The sequence below is a fragment of the Micromonospora sp. NPDC047074 genome, from assembly GCF_040643815.1.
Lineage (GTDB): Bacteria > Actinomycetota > Actinomycetes > Mycobacteriales > Micromonosporaceae > Micromonospora.
In genome coordinates this window covers 69856-88928 of sequence record NZ_JBEYVB010000020.1, presented here as the reverse complement: position 1 = coordinate 88928, position 19073 = coordinate 69856, and the positions used below count along the sequence as shown (strand labels likewise).

Sequence of the window (19073 nt, the reverse complement as noted above, 5' to 3'; positions counted from 1 at the left end):
CCTTCCCGTCGGCCACCCGCCGTAACACCACCACCCCCACGGATCCCCCGACCCACGGTGCTCGCCGCCGTCTTCCCCGCGATCTTGCACTTGGTGCCCCTTGATTGCGACGAATGTCGGTTTTGTCGGGGCCGAAAGTGCAAGATCGCCGGGCTGGACGGGTCGGCGGGGCGGGGGCGGGGGCGTCAGGGGGTGGGTTTGCGCAGGTGGGCGGCGGTGGTGTCGTCGGCCGGGAAGAAGGACTCGATGGAGAGCTCCTCGACAGTCACGTCGAGGGGCGTGCCGAAGGTCGAGACGGTGCTGAGGAAGGACAACTCGCCGCCCGGATGGTGCAGGCGCAGGGGCACCACGACGTCCCCGGGGCGGGGCAGCTCAGCCTCCGGCTCGGCCGGGCCGCCCGGATAGCCCTGCAACTCCTCGTGGAGCGCGCTCAGCTCGGCGTCGGCGGTCAGCCCCAGGTGCCGGCGCAACCGGCCGAGCAGGTGGGCGCGCCACTCGGTGAGGTTGACGATCCGCGGCGCCAGGCCCTCGGGGTGCAGGGTCAGCCGCAGCACGTTGGCCGGCGGCCGCAGCAGGTGTGCGGCCACCCCCGTGGTGAGCAGCGGCAGGGCGGCGTTGCCGGCGACCAGGTTCCAGCGCCGGTCCACCGCGACGGCCGGGTACGGCTCGTGCGCGCGCAGGACCCGGCGCACCGCGTCGAGGACCCGACGCAGCTCGGGGGAGTCCAGCGGGGCGTGGGAGTAGACCGGGGCGTAGCCGGCGGCCAGCAGCAGCCGGTTCCGCTCCCGCAGCGGCACGTCGAGCTGCTCGGCCAGCCGTAGGACCATCTCCCGGCTCGGCGTCGAGCGCCCGGTCTCCACGAAGCTGAGGTGCCGGGTGGATATCTCCGCCTCGACCGCGAGAGCGAGCTGGCTGAGCCCGCGTTGCCGGCGCCACTGCCGGAGCAGCGCCCCCACCGGCACCTGACGCCCGGCCGCCGTCGCGGTCACGCCAGCGATCCTAGGAGATCGGTGGACCCGTCGCCTCTCGCCGCATCGCCTCTCGGCCGGCTGGCGGCAGCTGCCGGCTGTGCCAGCCTCGCGATCTTGCAGCTCAAGCCCCGGCGTTTCGCTCCTTCGGGACATAGCGGGGGCAGAAACTGCAAGATCGCGGCGGCTGGCGGCTGGCGGCTGGCGGCTGGCGGCTGGCGGGCCGCGCTGTCCCCGCCGAATCTCCCGTCCCTCGGGAAGTTCGTTCCGCTCTAGGGTCACCAGAGATCTTGGTGGGAGATGGCCCTTCCGGGGGCCGTTTCCTACCAAGATCTACCGTGGGGTCAGGGATTTGCCGTCGGGAAGGACGCTCGCGCGACGGTGCCGCCGGCCGCGTGCCGGGCGGTCAGCCGGCCGGCGTACGCGGGGCGAAAGCGGACGGGGCGGGTGAGGAGAGGGCCGGCGGACTCCTCGCCCGCCCTGGGTGGGCGGGCGAGGAGCCGGGGGTCAGGAGCAGGCGGTGCCGTTGAGGGTGAACCCGGTCGGGGCGGGCAGGGCGCCGCCGGCCCAGGTGCCCTGGAAGCCGAGGGAGAGCGTTCCGCCCGTGGGCAGCGCGGCGTTCCACGTGGCGTTGCGGACGGTGATCCGGTCGCCCGACTGGCTCCAGTCGCCGTTCCAGCCGTTGGTCAGTCGGACCCCGGCGCCGGGAGCGAAGCCGAGGGTCCAGCCGGTGAGCGCGGCGCCGTGGTTGGTCACCCGCAACTCCGTGGTGAAGCCGCCCGACCAGGAGTTCACGGTGTGCGTCACGGTGCAGCCGCCGGTCGGCGGGGGAGTGGTCGGCGGGGGCGTCGTGGGCGGCGCGGTGGTCGGGGGCGCGGTGGTCGGCGGCGGCGTGGTGGGCGGGGCGGTGGTCGGCGGCGCGGTGGTGGGGGCCGGGCCGGCGGCGATGGCGAGCTCGTACGCCCGCTGCGGCACGAACTGGCCGGCCGCCGCGATGCAGCCGTCGGCCTCGCCGGGGAGTTTCACCCAGAGGTACGCGTCGATCGCCGGGTCTCCCGTGGCGGTGGTGCTCGGGGTGCCGATCGCCCGCCCCGCCGGGTCGCACCACTCCGAGCCGGCCGGCCCGTTGCCGTTGCGGCTGGTGTCGACGACCGCCTTGAGCCGGGACACCCCGGTCGCGGCGATCACCGCCTTGGCGTAGGCGACCTCGTCGGCGGTGCGCCGGTAGTTCGACACGTTCAGCGAGATGCCGTCCGCGCTGTTGGCGATGTCCGCCCCGAGCAGCCGGGAGGCGGCCTCGGAGGGGGAGAGCCAGGCCGAGTGCCCGGTGTCGAAGTAAACCTTCGCCGAGGCCGAGGCCGCCTTGAGCTTCTTGCCGGCGTACGCCATGGAGGCCTTCGTCTCGGCCTGCTGGGCGGCGTTCTGGCAGTTGGTCATCAGCGGCAGCACGTCCGGTTCCAGGACGATGGTCGCCGGCCGCCCGGCGAGCCCGGCCGCGACCTGGTCGATCCACTGGCGGTAGGTGGCGTGGTCGGGGGCGCCGCCGCCGCTGGCTCCGCTGCAGTCCCGGTTGGGGATGTTGTAGACCACCAGGATCGGTGTCTTGCCGGCGGCTGCCGCCGCGCCGACCAGGGCGTCGACCTCGGAGCGTACGGTCGAGGTGTTGGTCCGGGTGAACCAGCGGCCCTGCGGGACGCTCGCGATCCGGCTGGCGATGACGGCGGCGCGGGGATCGCCGGGGTTGGCGGTGACCCAGGCCGCGGCGGCCGTCGCGGGATCGACGTAGAAGGCGGAGTCGGCGGCGACCGCGGCGGGAGCCCGGACGCCGACGGCGACGGTGGTGGCGACGGTGAGCGCGGCCGCGGCGGCGGCCGCCGCGGCGAGTGCCGGTCTGCTTCTCACGGGGATCTCCCATTCCATCGAGGAGCACCGCTGGAAGCGCTCCCATGCATCGCCGTCAAACTACGTGCTGATTGCGGAGATGTGAAGAGCCCGCGTCCTGTGGCGATGTCCCGGCTGCCGCGGCGGCCTTGTCCGGCGGCCGGACTCCGGCGCCGGAGAGAATGGGGGATGCGCTTGGTCATCACCGCGGACACCCACGTGCCGAAGCGGGCCGGGGACCTGCCGGAGCGGCTCTGGGCGGCGATCGACGCCGCCGACGTGGTGCTGCACGCCGGCGACTGGGTCGACGAGGCACTGCTCGACGCGCTGGCGGCCCGGGCCCGCCGGCTCGTGGGGGTGTACGGCAACAACGACGGGCCGGCGCTGCGCGCCCGGCTGCCCGAGATCGCCCGGGTGGAGCTCGGCGGGCTGCGGGTCGCCGTGGTGCACGAGACCGGGCCGAAGGGCGGGCGGGAGAGCCGCTGCGCGGCCCGCTTCCCCGACGTCGACCTGCTGGTCTTCGGTCACTCGCACATCCCCTGGGACACGGTCGCCCCGGGCGGGCTGCGCCTGCTCAACCCGGGCTCGCCGACCGACCGCCGGGCGCAGCCGTACGCCACCTACCTGACGGCCCGGGTGGCGGCGGGCCGGCTCGACGAGGTCGAGCTGCACCGCCTGCCACCGCGCCGCCCGCCCGGTCACTGACCGCGGCCGGTCTCCGCCTGGAGCTCGTCGATCCGCTTCGAGGCCGCTGCCTTCGTCAGGCCCGCCGGCGGATCCTCGCCGGCCTCGCGGGCCAGGGTCGCCAGGTAGGACACCTGCGCGGCGGTCGGCGGCTCGTCGCCGGTGACCCACTCGTCCGGGTCCTTGATCGCGCCCTGCGGATCGGGCTCGTTGCTGTCGCGGTCAGTCATCGCCTCCACCTTCCTTCGAACGGATGTGCCAATACCCCGCGTGGCGCGGATCCATGCCGACCACCCGCCGCCGTGCCCCGTCCTCCCGGGCGTACGGCCGCATACGATCAACGGATGGCTGCGGAGGACCGGGCGGGTGTGGTCGTGGTCGGGGCCGGCATCGCCGGCGTGGCGTGCGCGACGGAGTTGGTCCGCGCCGGCATCCCGGTCCAGATCCGGGAGCGCGCCCGGGTGGCTGGCGGCCGGATGGCCAGCCGGCGCTTCGACGGCCGACCCGCCGACCTCGGCGCGGCGTACTTCACGGTCAGCGACCCGGACTTCGCCGCGGTGGTCGAGCGGTGGCGGTCGGCCGGCCTGGCCCGCGAGTGGACCGACACCTTCGTCGCGTACGGCGCCGACGGCCGGCACGAGGTGCCCGGCCCGATGCGCTGGGCGGCGCCCAGGGGGCTGCGCTCGCTGGTGGAGCACCTCGCCCGGGAGTTGCCGGTGACCGTCAACCGGCTCGTGCTCAGCGTCGAGCCGGGTCCGACGGTCGACGGGCAGCCCTGCGAGGCGGTGGCGTTGGCCATGCCGGGGCCGCAGGCCGCGCTGCTGCTCGACCCGGCCCTGGCCGCCGCGACCCGGGCCACCCAGGCCCAGCGCTGGTCGCCCTCGCTGGCCGGGGTGCTGCGTTTCCCGGCGCGCGGGTGGCCCGCGTTCAGGGGCGCGTTCGTCAACGACCACCCGTTGTTGCGCCTGGTCTGCGACGACGGCGACCGGCGGGGCGACGGCGCGCCGGTGCTGGTCGCGCACACCACGCCCGAGTTCGCCGCGGGCCACCTCGCGCAGCCCACCGGGGCCGGGCCGGCGATCGAGGAGGCCGTCCGGGACCTGCTGAGCCTGCCCGAGCCGGCGGAACACGTGCACGTGCACCGCTGGACGTACGCGCGACCCACCGCCGGTCCCGGCGGGACGTACCACCTGGACGCCGACGGCATCGGGCTGGCCGGCGACGCCTTCGGCGAGCCCCGGGTGCAGACCGCCTGGCGCTCCGGCCGCGACCTGGGCCGGGCCCTGGCCGCCCGCCTCCGGGTGTAAGGAAGGGGCCCTTCCTATCGCCCAGGCGATAGGAAGGGCCCCTTCCTTACACCTCAGCGGGCGGCGGGGACCGGATCGGCGGCCCGGGCGCGCTCCGACGGGTCGGCGGTGCGTTGCCCCGCACGGTCGAGCAACTGCATCACCGGGGTAGCCGCGACGCCGTGCACCACCACCGAGACGACCACCACGAGACCCACGGTCGCCCAGACCAGGTCCGCCTGCGGGAAGTCGGTCTTGGAGGTCGCGTACGCGACGTAGTAGAACGAGCCGACGCCCCGGATGCCGAACAGGGCGATCACCCAGTGCTCGGCCGGCCGGCCGGGTGCGCCCCGCAGCGACAGCCACCCGGCCAGCGGGCGGACCACGAAGACCAGCGCCAGCCCGACCGCGGCGGCCGGCCAGGTCAGCGGGCCCAGCAGGCCGCCGACGACCGCGCCGCCGAAGAGCAGCAGCAGCATCACGGTGAGCAGCCGTTCGACCTGCTCGGCGAAGTCGTGCAGCACCGAGTGGAACTCGTGGGTGCGTTCGGCGGCCCGGATCGCCCGGGCCGCCACGAAGACCGCCAGGAAGCCGTAGCCGCTCACGAGTTCCACCAGCCCGTACGCCAGGAAGGTCGCGGCCACCGCGAGGAAGCCCTCGGAGTGGCGGGCGAGTCGAAGCTTGCTCGGGGCCCGGAAGAAGAGCTTGCCGAGCAGCCAGCCGATCAGCCAGCCGCCCGCCACCCCGGCGACGATTTTCCAGAGCACGTCCACGCCGAGCCAGCGGCCCAACCAGCCGCCGGGGGCCAGGCCGGTGGTGGCGATGGCGATGGCCGCGTACACGAACGGGAAGGCCAGCCCGTCGTTCAGGCCGGCCTCGGAGGTGAGGGCGAACCGGACCTCGTCCTCGGAGTCCTCGACGTCGGTCGGCTCGCCGACCTGCACGTCGGCGGCGAGCACCGGATCGGTGGGGGCGAGGGCCGCCGCGAGCAGCAGGGCGGCGGCCGGCACCAGCCCGGCCCACCACCAGCCGAGCAGCGCCACCGCCGCGATGCACAGCGGCATGGCGATGGCCAGCAGCCGCCAGGTCGACGACCAGCGGGCCCAGCTCAGCGGCCGGTCGATCTTCAATCCGGCGCCCATCAGCGCGACGATGACGCCGATCTCGGTGAGGTGGGTGGCGATCTCCGGGTACGCGAGCGGGTCGGGGCTCGGCAGCCCGACGGGCAGGAGGAAGACCAGCACACCGAGGCCGAGAAAGGCGATCGGCATGGACAGGGGACGATGTTCGAGCACGCGGGGCAGGATCCCCGCCAGCAGCGCACCCAGACCGACCACCGCGAACGCCACATCGACCGGCTCCACGACTCCGCCTCTCCGCTCCGCCCACGGCATGCGGGCGGGCGGTGCAGAGCTTTGCCCCAGGAACGCCTCTCGTATTCCTGTCGGCCGCGATCCGTCGGCTTCGATCAGCCGGGCGGGATCAGGATCTCGAACCAGACCGTCGACCCGCGTACGGTCGGGTCCGTCCCCCAGGCGTCGCTCAGCTCCTCGATCAGCCCGAGGCCCCGGCCCCGGCTGCTGAGCGTGTCGGTCTGCGTACGGGTGACCGTGCCCCGGGTGCCCGAGTCGGCGACCGACACCAACAGCCGCTCCGGACTGAGGTCGATCTCCACCCGGGCGGCGGTGCCCGCGTGCAGCAGCGCGTTGGTGGTCAGCTCGCTGGTGCAGAGCACCGCCGCGCCGATGACCGACTCGGCCACCCGCCACTGGGTGAGCTGCCCGGTCATCCAGTGCCGCACCCGGCTCGGCGCCGTCGGCTCGGCCGGCACCTCCATGCTCGCCGACCGGCTCGGGCGCAACGCGTGCTCCACCGCCAGCACGGCGACGTCGTCCTCGGTGGCGCCGGGAACCGCCGCCGTGGCCACCGCGCACAGCGCGCGGGGGTCGCCGCTGCCCGCCCCGGCGACGGCGGCGGCCAGGGCGTCCAGGCCACTGGTCAGCCCCTGCCAGCGGCGCTCCACCACGCCGTCGCTGAAGAGCAACAGCGTGTCGCCGGGGGCGAACCGCACCGTGGTGGTCGGCGGCCGGCAGCCGAGGCCCAGCGGGGCGCCCGCGGGCACGTCGAGGTACGCGGCGACCAGCTTGCCGTCGGGGGTGTGCCGGCGGAGCAGCGGGGCGGGGTGACCGGCGCTGGCCAGGGTGAGTCGTTGCCGGTCTGCGTCGACGACGCCGAACACCACCGTCACGAACAGCTCGTGGGTGTCGCCCTCGGCGCCCAGGCTGGTGACCAGCCGGTCGAGCCCGGCCAGTACGGCGTCCGGGCGCGGGTCGGTCAGGGCCAGCGCCCGCAGCGCGGCACGGACCTGACCCATCCGGGCGGCGGCCTGCACGTCGTGGCCGGCGACGTCGCCGAGCACGATGCCCAGGCCTCCGTCGGGCAGCAGGAAGGCGTCGTAGAAGTCCCCGCCGGCGGCGTTGCCGTCGACGCCCGGGTCGTAGCGGGCGGCGATCCGCATCCGGGGCAGGTCGGGCAGGTGCTCCGGCAGCATGCTGCGCTGCAGCAGTTGGGCGGTGCCGTGCTGGGTCTCGAACCGGCGGGCCCGCTCGGCGGCCTGACCGATCAGCTCGGCCGAGGCGGCCAGCAGCGCGCGCCGCGCGGCCGACCAGACCCGCGGGGCGTGGTGGCCGACCGTGAGTCCGCCGCGCAGCACCGAGGCCCGCAGCGGCACCGCCGCGAGCGAGCGGACCTTCTGGTCGTGCCGGTCCACCGCGATCTCCCGCAACGGCTGGCCGTCGTCGACGAAGTGCGGCGCGCCGCTGCGGGCGGCTGTCACCACCGGGCCCTGCCAGTCCGGCGGGATGCGCCGCCACAGCGGGGGGAGACGCTCGTCGGCCTCGTCCATCAGCTCGCCCCGGACGCGCCGGACCATCCGCCAGCCGCCGCCGCCCTCGTCGACGGCGAACGTGACCCGGTCGGCGTCGAACGCGGTGATCGCGTGGCGCAGCGCGACCCGGGCCACGTCGTCCAGGGTCAGGGTGCCGGCGAGCGCCGCGGCGAAGTCGCCGAGGCTCTGCAACTGCTGGGTGACCTGGGTGGTCTCCGCGGCCACGGTCAGCACGCCGACGATCCGCCCGGCGCTGTCGCGCACGGGGGAGTAGCCCCGGGTGAAGACCGACTGCTCGACCAGGCCGGGACGGCGGTGCAGCGGGAGGGCCGTCTCCTTCTCCAGGAACGGCTCCCCCGAGCGGTAGGTGTGCTCGATGGCGTCGCCGACGCCGGGCGTCGGCCAGGACTCGGCGAACACCTCGGCCGCCGGCCGGCCCACCGCGGGGTGCCGGTCACCGATCAGCTCGGCGTACGCGTCGTTGTAGACCAGCAGGTGGTGGTCGCCCAGGGTGAGGGCCATCGGTACGGGCGAGGCGAGCAGCAGCTCGGCGGCCGCCCGGACCGCCGGGTCCCAGGCCCGCCACGGGCCGAGGGGCGTGCCGGCCCAGTCGTGGTGGAGGACGGTGGCGGCCATGCCCGGCCCGGCGGGTGCTCCCGAGACCGGGGCTGGTGGGTTGGGGACCCGTCCGACCGTTCCTGGCATGCCCGCAGCCTAGCCCGAGGGCCCGCGGGCCGTTCCGATCATGGCCAGCGCGTCGTCGAGCCGGATCGTTCGGGCAGTTCAGGGGCGGTCTGCGGTGACATGTCGGGAAAAACTCGGGGACGGGTACGGCGTGCCGCGTCGGTCACGGGGTAAGCGCGCGACGCAGTCCATGCGACAGGAGGGACATCATGCCGGAAACCCTCGCGGTCAGGCAGGTCGACATCGGCGACGCCGTGGCCGACATGTGGAGGTCGGTGCTGCTGTTCGTACCGCGGGCCATCGCGTTCATCGCGATCCTCGTGGTCGGATGGCTCATCGCCAGAGCCGTGCTCAAGATCGTGGACGCGGCGCTGGAACGGGTCAACTTCGACAGGGCGGTGGAGCGGGGCGGGATCAAGCGCGCGCTGGAACGTACGAAGTACGACGCGAGCGACATCCTGGCGAAGTTGGCGTACTACGCCGTGCTGCTGTTCACCCTGCAGTTCGCCTTCGGGGTGTGGGGACCCAACGCGATCAGTGACCTGATCCGCGGTGTGGTCGGCTGGCTGCCACGCGCCTTCGTGGCGATCATCATCGTCGTCGTGGCCGCCGCGATCGCCAACGCCGTCCGGGATCTGGTCACCGGGGCGCTGGGCGGGCTCGCGTACGGAAAGATCCTGGCCGACCTGACGGCGGTCTTCATCCTCGCGCTGGGTGTGATCGCGGCGCTGAACCAGGTGGGCATCGCCACGACGGTGACCACGCCGGTGCTGATCGCGGTACTCGCCACGGTGGCCGGCATCCTGATCGTCGGCGTCGGCGGTGGTCTGGTGAAGCCGATGCAGAACCGCTGGGACGGCTGGCTGAACCGGATGGCCGAGGAGTCGCGTGCGGTGCAGGAGCACCGCCGGGCCCGGGAGGCCGGGCAGAGCGACGTCGGCCGCCAGATGGCCGACCGGACGGCGGCCGAGCGGGCCCGGGCCATGCCGCAGGAGTCGACGATGGCCGGCGGGCGCGGCACCTACCAGTCGGGGAACATGGGCGACGAGACCCAGCAGTTCCGCGGCTGAGCGGCGCCGGTGAGGCGAGACGGGGAGGGGTGTCCGCGATCGTGGCGGGCGCCCCTCCGCCGATCCGTCCCCGGTCGGCGGGATCAGATCCGGGGGAGCGGGGCGGGCACCGGCGTGCCGAGCGCGCGGGTCAGCGCGCAGACCGCGAGCAGCCGGGTCAGCAGCCAGTCCGGCGCGGACCAGTCCACCGGCGCGGCCGGTGGCTGCCAGCCGTGCTCCAGCGCGGCCGCGCGGACGCCCTCGGCGTAGCCGGCGAGCGCGGCGGCGCTGAGCGGCCGGCGGTCGCCGTCCAGGCTCTCCCGCACCGCCGCGGCGTGCTGGTCGACCAGGGCGAGCAGGCCCGGACGCGCGGCGGCGGCGACCAGCCCCTCGGCGCCGACGGAGTCGGACAGAAGGGCGAGGGCGGCTCGCGCCGAACTGGCGGCGGAACGGGCCTCGACCCGGTTGAACGGCACACGCATGGTGACCGAGGCTATCCGGCCGGTCCGGGGGTCGACCTCGGCCGGTCGCGGGTTTTTCGCCCTCCCCCGAACGGTCACCGGCCGACCCTGGGGATTGACCCGACGCGGACGGGGCAGGAGGAGAGCACCCGGACGGGCACAGGCGACACCTGGAGGAACGGATGGGACGTGACGGGGACGGGCCGGACGAGCAGCACCGTAGGCCCGCCGGGGTCAGCGACGAGACGGTGGCGGCGCTCGGCAAGCTCAGCGAGGCGCTGGAGTGCGTCGAGCGGGTCCGGGGCCACCTCTACTCGCTGCACCAGCTCGTGGGGCACGCCGACCTGATGCTCGACGACGCCGTGGAGCTGTTCCGCGCCGCCGGGCACGACCTGATCGCCGAGCGCATCGACACCGAGCTGCTGGGCCGCAACGTGATCGCCGGGCGCTGGACGTTCCAGATCGTCGAGGACTTCGACGACGGCTACTACGCCCTCTTCCGCGCCCTCGACCGGGCCGCCCGGGACGAGCTGGTCGGCGGTCGCCGGCACCTCTACGAGGCGGAGATGAAGGAGCGGCGCCGGAGCCGGGGCCTGCCCGGGCACGAGGCGCGCCCCGGCACGGGCTGACGGTGCGCACGGGGCGGCGGGCGCCGCCCCGCCCCCGCTCGCCGCGGCCCTGTCCGGCGCGCGTCAGCGGGTCGGGGCCGGCTGCGCCTCGGCTGCGATGCGCAGCGCGGCCACCAGGCGGCGGTAGAGCTCGTCGCCGGCCAGCAGCTCGGCGTGGCTGCCCTGGGCCCGGATCCGGCCGTCCTCCAGCACCACGATCCGGTCGGCGTCGAGCACCGTGGATAGCCGGTGCGCGATGGTCAGCACGGCGCCCGCCGCCGCGCGCTGCCGGACGCACTCCTGCAGCGCCGCCTCGGTCAGCCCGTCGACCTGCGCGGTCGCCTCGTCGAGCAGCAGGACCTCGGGGGTACGCAGCATGGCCCGCGCCAGTGCGATCCGCTGGCGCTGACCACCGGACACCTCCGTCGAGGACAGCGACGTGTCCAGTCCCTCCGGCAGCGAATCGATCTTGTCGTCGAGCCGGACGGCCCGGAGCACCGCCCGGATCTCCTCCTCGGTGGCGTCCGGGTGGGTGAACCGCAGGTTGTCGCGGATGGTGCCGGGCACCACGGGCGTCTCCTGCTCGACGTACGCCAACCGGGCCCGCACCTCGTCGTGCCCCCAGGCGGCGTACGGGCGGCCGTCGAGGAGCAGTTGGCCCCGCTCGGGCTCCAGGAAGCGCAGGACCAGCGAGAACAGGGTGGTCTTGCCGGCCCCCGACGGGCCCACGATCGCGGTGTGCCCGCGCCGGGGCACGACCAGGTCGATGTCGCGCACGGCGGCGGGCGCGTCGGGCCCGTACCGGGCCGTGACCCCACGGAACACCAGCACCGGCTGTTCCGGGTCGGTCGCCGGGACCGGCCGCCCCGGGGACGGCACCGGTCCGGTCGGCTCGGTCGCGATGTTCTCGATCTCGCGGATCCGACCCGCCGCGGCGATCCCGGCCTGCAGGGCCGTGGTGTTCTGGGTCAGCTCGGTGATCGGCCCCATCAGCTGGAACGCGTACAGCAGGAAGGCGATCAGGCTGGAGATCTCCAGCAGGTCCCGCTGGGCCCGCCACGCGCCGATGGCGAGGATCGCGATCACCGCGAGCTGGATGCCCGTCCAGGCGATCGTCCAGACCGACGCCGTCACCCGCGCCGCCCGTACGCTGTGCGCCGCCGCCTGCCGGGCGTCGGCGACGATCCGCTCGGTCAGCCAGGCCTGCGCCCGACTCGCCTTGACCGTCCGGATCGCGCGCAGGGCCCCCTCCAGCGCGCCGCCCAGCGTGCCCATGGACTCCTGCGCGGCGGCCTGCGCCGTCGCGATGCGGGGCATGAGGGCGCCCATGACCGCCGCGACCACCAGCACGGCCACGACGGTGTAGCCCAGCAGGAACAGGTCGAGCACGCCCATCAGCACGAGCGTGCCGATGAGGGCGATGCCGGCGTTGACCAGGCCGACGATGCTGCCGGACGCCTCGCGCAGCAGTTGGGTGTCGGCGGTGGCCCGGGTGACCAGCTCGCCTGCCGGCCGGCGTTGCAGGTCGCCGACGCGGGCCCGGAGGTAGCGCCGGACGATGGCGGCCCGCGCGTCGAGCACGATGTGCTCGGCCAGCGTCCCGAGCAGCCGCCACTGGCACAGCGTGATCGCCGCCCCGACGACGACGAGCACCAGCAGGACCCCGATCGGACGGGCCATCGACTCGCCGGTGCCGAGGGTGTCCAGCACCCACTTGGTGACCATCGGCGTCGCGAGCCCGGCGGCGTTCGCGGCGAGCCCCAACGCGAGGCCGAGGAACATCGCCCGCCGGTGCGGGGCGAGGAAGGACGCGAGCGTACGCAGCCGGGGGAGCGCCGGAGCGGAAGGGTTCATGCCCTGAATGGAACATCGGTGTTCCAATCCAGTCAATCATTATTCCGAAACGAGGTGTTGTTATCCTCGCGAGCGTGACCGACGCGCAGGTGTCCGGCAGCCGGGCCCGGACCCGCCAGGCCATCGTCGACGCGGCGATCGAGGTGCTGGGGCGCAACCCCGCCGCCTCCCTCGGCGACATCGCCGCCGCGGCCGAGGTGGGGCGTACGACGCTGCACCGCTACTTCGCCGAGCGGGCCGACCTGCTGGCCGCGATCGGCACGGAGGCCGGCGCCCGGCTGGACCGTGCGACCGCCCAGGCGCGGCTGGCCGAGGGCACCGGCGCGTCGGCCGTGCACCGGCTCTGCCAGGAGTACTTCGACCTCGGCAACCTGCTCTCGCTGGTCTTCACGGAGCCGGAGATCGGCACCGGCTCGACCGGCGGCGGGTGCGACCCGGACTTCGCCGCGATGGTCGAGCGCGGCCACCGCGACGGCACCATCGACCCGGAGCTGCCGGTGGACTGGGTGCAGAGCCTGATCTGGTCCCAGTTGTACGCCGGATGGGCCTACCTCGCCGAGACCGGAGCCTCCCGGCACGAGGTGCTGCGGCTGATCCTGCGTACGGTCGACGGCGCGATCGCGGTCAAGGCCGGCTGATTCCCCTCGACCGGGGCGCGGGCCGCGGCCGGGCTACTCCGTCGGGCGGGCGTCGGCCGGGCGGCGCCGGGCCGCGTCGTCGGCGATGATCACGGTCGCCACCATCAGCGCCACGCAGAGGCTGAACAACCAGGAGTCGTCCGAGACCAGCTTGGCGGAGACGGGAGCCTGGACGGCGGCGAGGAGGAAGCCGAGCCATGCCAGGCGGCGCTGACGCGTGGAGAGGTAGCCGGTGCCCTGATGCATTCAGAAAGTCTTTCGCGCGACTGCGGCATTGCCGTCAGCCGAACGGCCGATTCTGGATGAGCTGTCCGTTTTCCCGACCGTACGGACCGTGTTTTCCGTACCGACGGTGATGCTGTCCCGGTCGTGATCCCCGTTCCGCCGGGGTGGCCGGACCAGGCCGTCGGGGGGCGCGGGCAGGATGGCTCCCGTGTCGACCGCCCCGCCCCGCCCCGCGCTGCTCCTGCTCGCCTACCTCGCCTTCGTCAGCCTCGGGCTGCCCGACGGCCTGATCGGGGTGGGATGGCCCTCGATCCGGGCCGAGTTCGGCGTACCCACCGAGGCGGTCGGCCTGGTGCTCACCGCGGGCACCGTCGGCTACCTGACCTCCAGCGTCTCGGCCGGCTTCACGCTGGCCCGGCTCGGTGTCGGCCGGCTGCTCGCCGGCAGCACGCTGCTGGCCGGCCTCGCGCTCACCGGCTACACCGTGACCCCCGTCCTCGCCCTGATGGTGGGCTGCGCCCTGGTGCTCGGGCTGGGGTCCGGCGCGATCGACTCCGGCCTGAACGCCTACGCGGCGGGTGCCTTCGGCCCCCGGCACATGAACTGGATGCACGCGTTCTTCGGCCTCGGGGTGGCACTCGGTCCGCTGATCATGACCGGTGCGCTGAGCGCCGGCCTGTCGTGGCGCTGGGGCTACGGGCTGGTGGCGGCGGCCCAGATCGCCCTGGCCACGGCGTTCGCGCTGACCGTCCGCGCCTGGCGGGACCGCGCCCCGGCCCGCGAGCCCGCCGGGTCCGCGCCCGGCGCGGCGGCCGTCGCCCCGCCGACCCGCACGCCGGTACGCGAGACGCTGCGGCTGCCGGCGGTCTGGTTGGGCGCGCTGGCCTTCACCGTCTACGTGGCCATCGAGGTGGCCGCCGGGCTCTGGGCGTTCCTGCTGCTCACCGAGGGCCGCGGCCTCGGGGCGACGCTCGCCGGCATCTGCGTCTCGGGCTACTGGGGGAGCCTGTTCGTCGGGCGGGTGGTGCAGGGCGTGGTCGCCGAGCGGCTGGGCGCGGCGGTGGTGCTGCGCGGCAGCCTGGTCGGGATGGCGGTCGGCGCGGTCCTGATCGCGCTGCCCGCGCCGGGCTGGGTCGCGGTGGCCGGGCTGTTCGTCCTCGGCTTCGCCGCCGCGCCGGTCTTCCCGCTGCTCACCCTGACCACCGCCGGCCGGGTCGGCGCGGCGCACGCGGACCGGGCCATCGGACTCCAGATCGGCACGGCCGGGCTGGGCGCCGCGCTGGTGCCGGCCGGGATCGGGGTGCTGATCGCCGACACCTCGGTCGAGCTGCTCGGGCCGGCCCTGGTCGTGCTCGCGGCGGGGCTGATCGCCCTGCACGTGGCCGGCACCCGCCGGCCCGCCCCCGACCTGCCCCGCTGAGCGTCCCCGTGCGCCGGCCGGGCCAGTTCCCGGCCGGCGTGGCTCACATGGTGTCGGGCCCGGTCCGGCCGGTCGTCGAGGGCCGGTACGCGCGCTGCGGGTCGGTCGGTTCGCGGCCCGCGCCGGCGGCCTGCCCGCCACGGTCCGCCGCCTCCGGGCCGTGCCCGAAGGCGGCCTCCTCACCGGCGTCGTTGCCCGTCACGTCGTCGGCCTGGCCGTCCAGGGTCGAGCGCGCGACGGCCCGGTCCAGTTCCCGCAGCGGCGTCCGTTCCTCGTCCCGCCACACCTTGTCGTCGTCCGTCATACCATCGCGGTACCCGGGGCCGCCGCGCGCAAACGACGATGGCCGCCGGGAGCCGGCGGCCATCGGGGTCGGGACCCGGAGGGTGGGGGTCAGGGCTGCGGACGGTCGACCTTGCCGCGCCAGGCGCCGGTCTCCTGACCGCGCCGCTCGATGAACTGCTTGAACCGCTCGAGGTCGCCCTTCGCCTGCCGGTCGACGATGCCCAGCTTGTCGCCGGCCTGCTCGACCACGCCGTGCGGCTCGAACTCGAGTTGCAGGGTGACCCGGGTGGTGTCCGGGTCGAGGCGGTGGAAGGTCACCACGCCCGCCTGCCGGGTGCCGCCCGTCGAGCGCCAGGCGACCCGCTCGTCCGGGAGCTGCTCGGTGATCTCGGCGTCGAACTCCCGCTTCACGCCGCCGATCTCCACCGTCCAGTGGGTCATCGTGTCCGACAGTTGCCGGACCTCCTGCACCCCCGCCATGAACTGGGGGAACTCCTCGAACTGGGTCCACTGGTCGTACGCGGTGCGCACCGGGACACAGACGTCCACATGTTCGGTAACGCCACTCATCTTCGAATCCTCCTTCGTCCGCCGGTGCCGGGCCGGATCGTGCGGGGATCCGGTCACCAGCGGGTCGTCTCGTTCTTGTGACCGAGCGCCGCCCACACCTCGGAAACCGTCTGGTAGCGGGTGTCCGCGGGCAGCCGCTCCAACTCGGCGAGAATGTCCGCCGGAGCCTCGTTGTCCCGCGCGTTGGCGATCAGCGCCTCCCGGTCGCCGGGCAGGGCGGTCATCGTGATGAACCGCCCCAGCCGGCTGCGCCGCTCGACGTCCTCGGAGCTCATCCCCTGCGGCGCGCCCGAACGCAACTCGCCTGCCGGCGCCGTCGTCGGCTCCGGCTGGTCCTCACCCGCCGGCTCCGGCACACGGGACTCGTCGACCCGCGAGCCGCCGGTCCCCGGCCCCTGCACGAGGCCGCTGACCTCCCGGCTCATCTGCTCGTCGACCCTCGGTCCGTGCTTGCTGCTGCCACGTTCCATGCCTTCTGCGCTACCCGGTGGCATCGGCGGTAAACCGGAGCGCCCGTGCCGCCGCGCGTGGGTCAGGAGGCCGCCGGTGTCTTCGGGGACAGGACCGGCTCGCCGGGGTACGGCTCGCCGGCCTGGATCACCCGGCCCCGCTGCAACTCCGCGTTGATCTGCACGCCGAGCATCAGCGCCGAGTTGGACAGGTAGAGCCAGACCAGGAACGCGATCACCGCCCCGAGGCTGCCGTAGGTGGCGTCGTACGAACCGAAGTTGGCCACGTAGAGGCCGAAACCGAAGGAGGCGACGACCCAGGCGAACAGGGCGACCGCCCCGCCCGGGGTGAGCCAGCGCAGGCGCGGCTGCCGGACGTTCGGCGCGATCCAGAACAACAGGCTCAGCAGCGCCATCATGATCAGCGCGAGCACGGGCCACTTGGCGACGTCCCACACCGTACGTGCCAGCCCACCGGCGTTGACCAGGTCGCCCACCGCGTCGGCGACCGGACCGCTGACGATCAGCCCCGTGGCCACGATCGCGAGCAGCACCAGCGACACCGCCGCCAGGCCGATCTGCAGGGGCCGCAGCTTCCAGACCGGCCGCCCCTCCCGCACCCCGTACACGGCGTTGGAGGCGCGGGTGAAGGCCCCGATGAAGCCGGAGGCCGACCACAGCGCGCCCAGCAGGCCGAAGCTCAGCAACGCGCCGGCCGAGTCGTTCTGCTCGACCACGGCCCGGACCACGCCGACGAAGCCCTCGTTGGCCACCACGGCGCCGGCACCCATGCCCCGGGCCAGGTCGAGCACGGTGTCGACGGTCCGTTCCCCGTCGGAGACCAGCCCGACCAGGGCGACCACCACGATGGCGGACGGAAAGAGCGCGAGCACCCCGTAGTAGGTCAGTGCGGCGGCCCAGTCCGCGCAGTTGTCCTCGACGTAGTTGCGCGCGCTGCGCACCAGCACCCCGCGCCAGGTCGCCCAGTTCAGCTGCCGCACCCGGCGGGGGATCCGGGGGTGCCGCTCTCCGGCGGGCGCCGCGTCGGGTTTCGTCGTCGTCATGGCCCGCTCCCTGTGCCCGGCCCCGGATGACCGGGTGCGTCCGGCTCCGCCGCCCCCGCCGGTACCCCTGCCCGGAAATCGACAAACCCGGCCGCCCGGTTTGCCGCCCGGGCCCGGGGGAACCGTCATAGCCGAACCATCGACGCGGAGGAGGACGAGATGCCCGGGCGCGAGGTACTGCCCAGCACGCTGCGACGCTCCCCGGAGAAGGCGCAGCGCACCTGGGAGAAGACGCACGACTCGGCGGTGGAGACGTACGGCGAGGGGGAGCGGGCGCACCGCACCGCCTTCGCCGCCGTGAAGCACGAGTTCGAGAAGGTGGGCGACCACTGGGAACCGAAGGGCCGCAAGGGCCCGAGCGACCGCCAGGCGGCCGGTGGCGGGCCGGAGCGCCGGGCGCCCACGGCCGGCGGGGTGGACGCCAACGCCACCAAGGACCACCTGATGAAGGTGGCCCGCAAGTTGGACGTCCCCGGTCGTTCGTCGATGACGAAGCCGGAACTGGTCAAGGCCATCGAGAAGGCGAACAACCGGCAGACCGCCAGGGCCCGGGGGCGCTGAGCCCGTCGTCGGGTACGTGCCGCAGGGGCTGTCCGCGCGCGGACAGCCCCTGCACGTGCGGTCACCAGTGGCCGCCCCCGGGGGCCTCGATGTGGACCGCCTTCGTGGCGGTGAACTCGTCCAGCAGCTCCGGCCCGTACCCGAAGCCGTGACCGCTGCCCCGGCGCGGGTGCGCGGCACCGCCCGGTGCCCCGCCGAACACCGAGTTGACCTTCACAGTGCCCACCGGCAGCTCGCGCCAGGCGCGCTGTGCGTGGCTCATCGATCCGGTCAGCACCGTCGCGGCCAGCCCGTACGGTGAGTCGGCGGCGCACCGCAGCGCCTCCGAGAACGAGTCGACCACGACGATCGCGGCGACCGGCCCGAACGTCTCCTCGCGCACCACCGTCATGTCGTGCCGGCAGTCGCTCAGCACGGTGGCCGGGTAGAACGCGCCCGGACCGTCGGGCAGCATGCCGCCGGTGCGAATCCGGGCCCCCTCCGCCACCGCCGCGGTCACCTGCCCGTGCACGTGGTCGCGGTGCCGCCGGTCCACCAGCGGCGCCAGCTCGGTCCGGGGATCGTCGCCCCGGCCCGTCCGCAGCCGCTCGGCCCGCTCCACCAGCGCCTCCGTGAGGTCCTCCGCGATGTCCCGGTGCGCGTAGATCCGCTCCACCGCGACGCAGATCTGCCCCGCGTTGGCGAACGCCCCGACGGCCGCCTGCCCGGCCGCCCACACCGGATCGACGTCGCCGTCCACGACGAGCGGGTCGCTGCCGCCGTTCTCCAGCAGCACCTTCGCGCCGGTCCGCGCCGCCGCGGCCGCGATGGCCCGCCCGGTGGCGGTGGAACCGGTGTGGGCGATCACGTCCACCTCCTGCGCGGCCAGCGCCGCGCCCACCTCCGGGCCCCCGGTCAGCAGCGACAGCACCCCGGGCGGCAGCGCGGAGTCGAGCGCCTTGGCCAGCAGCCAGCCGGTCGCCGGGGCGCGTTCGCTGGGCTTGTGCAGCACGACGTTGCCGGTGACCAGGGCGGCGCCGAGCAGCCCGCAGGAGACCGCCACCGGGTCGTTCCACGGGGTGATCACGGCGACCACCCCGCGCGGCTGCGGCACCATGAAGTCGAGCGCATGGGTGTCGCCGTGCAGGGTCCTCCCGCCGCGCACGGGGGCGAGTTCCGCGTACTGTCGTAGCGTGCCGATGCCCGCCTCCACCCCGCCGCGGGCGTCCGCGAGGGGCTTGCCCATCTCGGCCGTCGTGGCCCGGGCCAGGTCGTCGGCCACGGCCGCCACGGCGTCCGCCGCCCGGTGCAGGGCCGCCGCGCGCTCCGCGGGCGCGGTCGCCGCCCACTCCGCCGCGACGTCACGCGCCGCCTCCACCGCCTTGCCGACCTCGTCCGCCGTCGCCACCGGCACGGAGCTGACCGGGGAGCCGTCGGCCGGATCGTGTACGACCAGCTCGCCCCCCTCACCGCCCGCGCCCCACACTCCACCTATGAGCTGCGCAACCGTGTACATGGCA

General features: G+C 74.6%; 20 protein-coding genes. 7 read left to right on the top strand and 13 right to left on the bottom strand.

Going from position 1 to position 19073, the window contains the following annotated elements:
* Window positions 1-185 precede the first annotated feature (185 nt).
* Together ABZ809_RS22660 and ABZ809_RS22655 are read right to left on the bottom strand one after the other, a co-directional pair.
* Window positions 186-989 (bottom strand): helix-turn-helix transcriptional regulator, encoded by an 804-nt coding sequence (locus tag ABZ809_RS22660; protein ID WP_357564566.1) that lies wholly within the window; start codon window positions 987-989, stop codon window positions 186-188.
* Between the two features lie 486 nt (window positions 990-1475).
* Window positions 1476-2870 (bottom strand): glycoside hydrolase family 6 protein, encoded by a 1395-nt coding sequence (locus ABZ809_RS22655; RefSeq protein ID WP_357564565.1) that lies wholly within the window; start codon window positions 2868-2870, stop codon window positions 1476-1478.
* Between the two features lie 168 nt (window positions 2871-3038).
* Here ABZ809_RS22655 and ABZ809_RS22650 point away from each other — a divergent pair, with 168 nt between their 5' ends.
* Window positions 3039-3554 carry a YfcE family phosphodiesterase gene (locus tag ABZ809_RS22650; RefSeq protein WP_357564564.1) on the top strand — a complete coding sequence of 172 codons (516 nt, stop codon included), beginning with the start codon at window positions 3039-3041 and terminating at the stop codon, window positions 3552-3554.
* On the opposite strand, the gene ABZ809_RS22645 is transcribed toward ABZ809_RS22650, so the two are convergent.
* A complete protein-coding gene (locus ABZ809_RS22645; protein ID WP_357564563.1) occupies window positions 3548-3763 on the bottom strand; it encodes a DUF3072 domain-containing protein in 216 nt (71 codons plus the stop codon). The two genes, ABZ809_RS22650 and ABZ809_RS22645, sit on opposite strands and share 7 nt — an antisense overlap.
* A 138-nt stretch (window positions 3764-3901) precedes the next feature.
* On the opposite strand from ABZ809_RS22645, the gene ABZ809_RS22640 reads away from it, so the two are divergent.
* Window positions 3902-4840 (top strand): FAD-dependent oxidoreductase, encoded by a 939-nt coding sequence (locus tag ABZ809_RS22640; RefSeq protein WP_357564577.1) that lies wholly within the window; start codon window positions 3902-3904, stop codon window positions 4838-4840.
* Window positions 4841-4893: 53 nt separating this feature from the next.
* On the opposite strand, the gene ABZ809_RS22635 is transcribed toward ABZ809_RS22640, so the two are convergent.
* A complete protein-coding gene (locus ABZ809_RS22635; protein WP_357564562.1) occupies window positions 4894-6183 on the bottom strand; it encodes a cation:proton antiporter in 1290 nt (429 codons plus the stop codon).
* A gap of 104 nt (window positions 6184-6287) precedes the next feature.
* Window positions 6288-8411: a SpoIIE family protein phosphatase gene (locus tag ABZ809_RS22630; RefSeq protein WP_357564561.1), complete on the bottom strand. Its 2124-nt coding sequence runs from the start codon at window positions 8409-8411 to the stop codon at window positions 6288-6290.
* A 188-nt stretch (window positions 8412-8599) separates the two neighbouring features.
* On the opposite strand from ABZ809_RS22630, the gene ABZ809_RS22625 reads away from it, so the two are divergent.
* Window positions 8600-9460: a hypothetical protein gene (locus tag ABZ809_RS22625; protein WP_357564560.1), complete on the top strand. Its 861-nt coding sequence runs from the start codon at window positions 8600-8602 to the stop codon at window positions 9458-9460.
* Window positions 9461-9543: 83 nt separating this feature from the next.
* On the opposite strand, the gene ABZ809_RS22620 is transcribed toward ABZ809_RS22625, so the two are convergent.
* On the bottom strand, window positions 9544-9921 hold the full coding sequence (locus ABZ809_RS22620; protein ID WP_357564559.1) for a DUF6401 family natural product biosynthesis protein: 378 nt from the start codon (window positions 9919-9921) through the stop codon (window positions 9544-9546).
* Between the two features lie 161 nt (window positions 9922-10082).
* Between ABZ809_RS22620 and ABZ809_RS22615 the strand changes: the two genes are divergently transcribed.
* Complete coding sequence (locus ABZ809_RS22615; RefSeq protein ID WP_357564558.1) at window positions 10083-10529, top strand: hypothetical protein; 447 nt, start codon at window positions 10083-10085, stop codon at window positions 10527-10529.
* Between the two features lie 63 nt (window positions 10530-10592).
* Here the strand turns inward: ABZ809_RS22615 and ABZ809_RS22610 are convergent, their stop codons facing one another.
* Window positions 10593-12362 carry an ABC transporter ATP-binding protein gene (locus tag ABZ809_RS22610; protein ID WP_357564557.1) on the bottom strand — a complete coding sequence of 590 codons (1770 nt, stop codon included), beginning with the start codon at window positions 12360-12362 and terminating at the stop codon, window positions 10593-10595.
* Window positions 12363-12436: 74 nt separating this feature from the next.
* On the opposite strand from ABZ809_RS22610, the gene ABZ809_RS22605 reads away from it, so the two are divergent.
* Window positions 12437-13000 carry a TetR/AcrR family transcriptional regulator gene (locus tag ABZ809_RS22605; RefSeq protein WP_357564556.1) on the top strand — a complete coding sequence of 188 codons (564 nt, stop codon included), beginning with the start codon at window positions 12437-12439 and terminating at the stop codon, window positions 12998-13000.
* Between the two features lie 33 nt (window positions 13001-13033).
* Here the strand turns inward: ABZ809_RS22605 and ABZ809_RS22600 are convergent, their stop codons facing one another.
* Window positions 13034-13246, bottom strand: a complete 213-nt coding sequence (locus tag ABZ809_RS22600; protein WP_357564555.1) for a hypothetical protein — start codon at window positions 13244-13246, stop codon at window positions 13034-13036.
* Between the two features lie 187 nt (window positions 13247-13433).
* On the opposite strand from ABZ809_RS22600, the gene ABZ809_RS22595 reads away from it, so the two are divergent.
* Window positions 13434-14645, top strand: a complete 1212-nt coding sequence (locus tag ABZ809_RS22595) for an MFS transporter (protein ID WP_357564554.1) — start codon at window positions 13434-13436, stop codon at window positions 14643-14645.
* Between the two features lie 43 nt (window positions 14646-14688).
* Here ABZ809_RS22595 and ABZ809_RS22590 read toward each other — a convergent pair whose 3' ends face one another.
* From ABZ809_RS22590 to ABZ809_RS22575, 4 genes are all read right to left on the bottom strand, one after another.
* On the bottom strand, window positions 14689-14949 hold the full coding sequence (locus tag ABZ809_RS22590) for a hypothetical protein (RefSeq protein WP_357564553.1): 261 nt from the start codon (window positions 14947-14949) through the stop codon (window positions 14689-14691).
* Window positions 14950-15038: 89 nt separating this feature from the next.
* Window positions 15039-15500 carry an SRPBCC family protein gene (locus ABZ809_RS22585; RefSeq protein ID WP_357564552.1) on the bottom strand — a complete coding sequence of 154 codons (462 nt, stop codon included), beginning with the start codon at window positions 15498-15500 and terminating at the stop codon, window positions 15039-15041.
* A gap of 53 nt (window positions 15501-15553) precedes the next feature.
* Window positions 15554-15970 (bottom strand): DUF2795 domain-containing protein, encoded by a 417-nt coding sequence (locus tag ABZ809_RS22580; protein WP_357564551.1) that lies wholly within the window; start codon window positions 15968-15970, stop codon window positions 15554-15556.
* A 62-nt stretch (window positions 15971-16032) separates the two neighbouring features.
* Window positions 16033-17013 carry a YihY/virulence factor BrkB family protein gene (locus ABZ809_RS22575; RefSeq protein ID WP_357564550.1) on the bottom strand — a complete coding sequence of 327 codons (981 nt, stop codon included), beginning with the start codon at window positions 17011-17013 and terminating at the stop codon, window positions 16033-16035.
* 159 nt (window positions 17014-17172) lie between these two features.
* On the opposite strand from ABZ809_RS22575, the gene ABZ809_RS22570 reads away from it, so the two are divergent.
* Entirely contained in the window at window positions 17173-17574 is a 402-nt protein-coding gene (locus tag ABZ809_RS22570) for a ChaB family protein (RefSeq protein WP_357564549.1), read from the top strand.
* Window positions 17575-17635: 61 nt separating this feature from the next.
* On the opposite strand, the gene ABZ809_RS22565 is transcribed toward ABZ809_RS22570, so the two are convergent.
* Complete coding sequence (locus ABZ809_RS22565; RefSeq protein WP_357564548.1) at window positions 17636-19069, bottom strand: aldehyde dehydrogenase family protein; 1434 nt, start codon at window positions 19067-19069, stop codon at window positions 17636-17638.
* Window positions 19070-19073 lie beyond the last annotated feature (4 nt).

Excerpts from the sequence above, each read along its gene's own strand:
- ABZ809_RS22650 (WP_357564564.1), top strand. The coding sequence starts at position 3,039 with ATGCGCTTGGTCATCACCGCGGACACCCACGTGCCGAAGCGGGCCGGG.
- ABZ809_RS22645 (WP_357564563.1), bottom strand. The coding sequence starts at position 3,763 with ATGACTGACCGCGACAGCAACGAGCCCGATCCGCAGGGCGCGATCAAG.
- ABZ809_RS22630 (WP_357564561.1), bottom strand. The coding sequence starts at position 8,411 with ATGCCAGGAACGGTCGGACGGGTCCCCAACCCACCAGCCCCGGTCTCG.
- ABZ809_RS22625 (WP_357564560.1), top strand. The coding sequence starts at position 8,600 with ATGCCGGAAACCCTCGCGGTCAGGCAGGTCGACATCGGCGACGCCGTG.
- ABZ809_RS22620 (WP_357564559.1), bottom strand. The coding sequence starts at position 9,921 with ATGCGTGTGCCGTTCAACCGGGTCGAGGCCCGTTCCGCCGCCAGTTCG.
- ABZ809_RS22615 (WP_357564558.1), top strand. The coding sequence starts at position 10,083 with ATGGGACGTGACGGGGACGGGCCGGACGAGCAGCACCGTAGGCCCGCC.
- ABZ809_RS22610 (WP_357564557.1), bottom strand. The coding sequence starts at position 12,362 with ATGAACCCTTCCGCTCCGGCGCTCCCCCGGCTGCGTACGCTCGCGTCC.
- ABZ809_RS22600 (WP_357564555.1), bottom strand. The coding sequence starts at position 13,246 with ATGCATCAGGGCACCGGCTACCTCTCCACGCGTCAGCGCCGCCTGGCA.
- ABZ809_RS22590 (WP_357564553.1), bottom strand. The coding sequence starts at position 14,949 with ATGACGGACGACGACAAGGTGTGGCGGGACGAGGAACGGACGCCGCTG.
- ABZ809_RS22585 (WP_357564552.1), bottom strand. The coding sequence starts at position 15,500 with ATGAGTGGCGTTACCGAACATGTGGACGTCTGTGTCCCGGTGCGCACC.
- ABZ809_RS22580 (WP_357564551.1), bottom strand. The coding sequence starts at position 15,970 with ATGGAACGTGGCAGCAGCAAGCACGGACCGAGGGTCGACGAGCAGATG.
- ABZ809_RS22575 (WP_357564550.1), bottom strand. The coding sequence starts at position 17,013 with ATGACGACGACGAAACCCGACGCGGCGCCCGCCGGAGAGCGGCACCCC.
- ABZ809_RS22570 (WP_357564549.1), top strand. The coding sequence starts at position 17,173 with ATGCCCGGGCGCGAGGTACTGCCCAGCACGCTGCGACGCTCCCCGGAG.
- ABZ809_RS22565 (WP_357564548.1), bottom strand. The coding sequence starts at position 19,069 with ATGTACACGGTTGCGCAGCTCATAGGTGGAGTGTGGGGCGCGGGCGGT.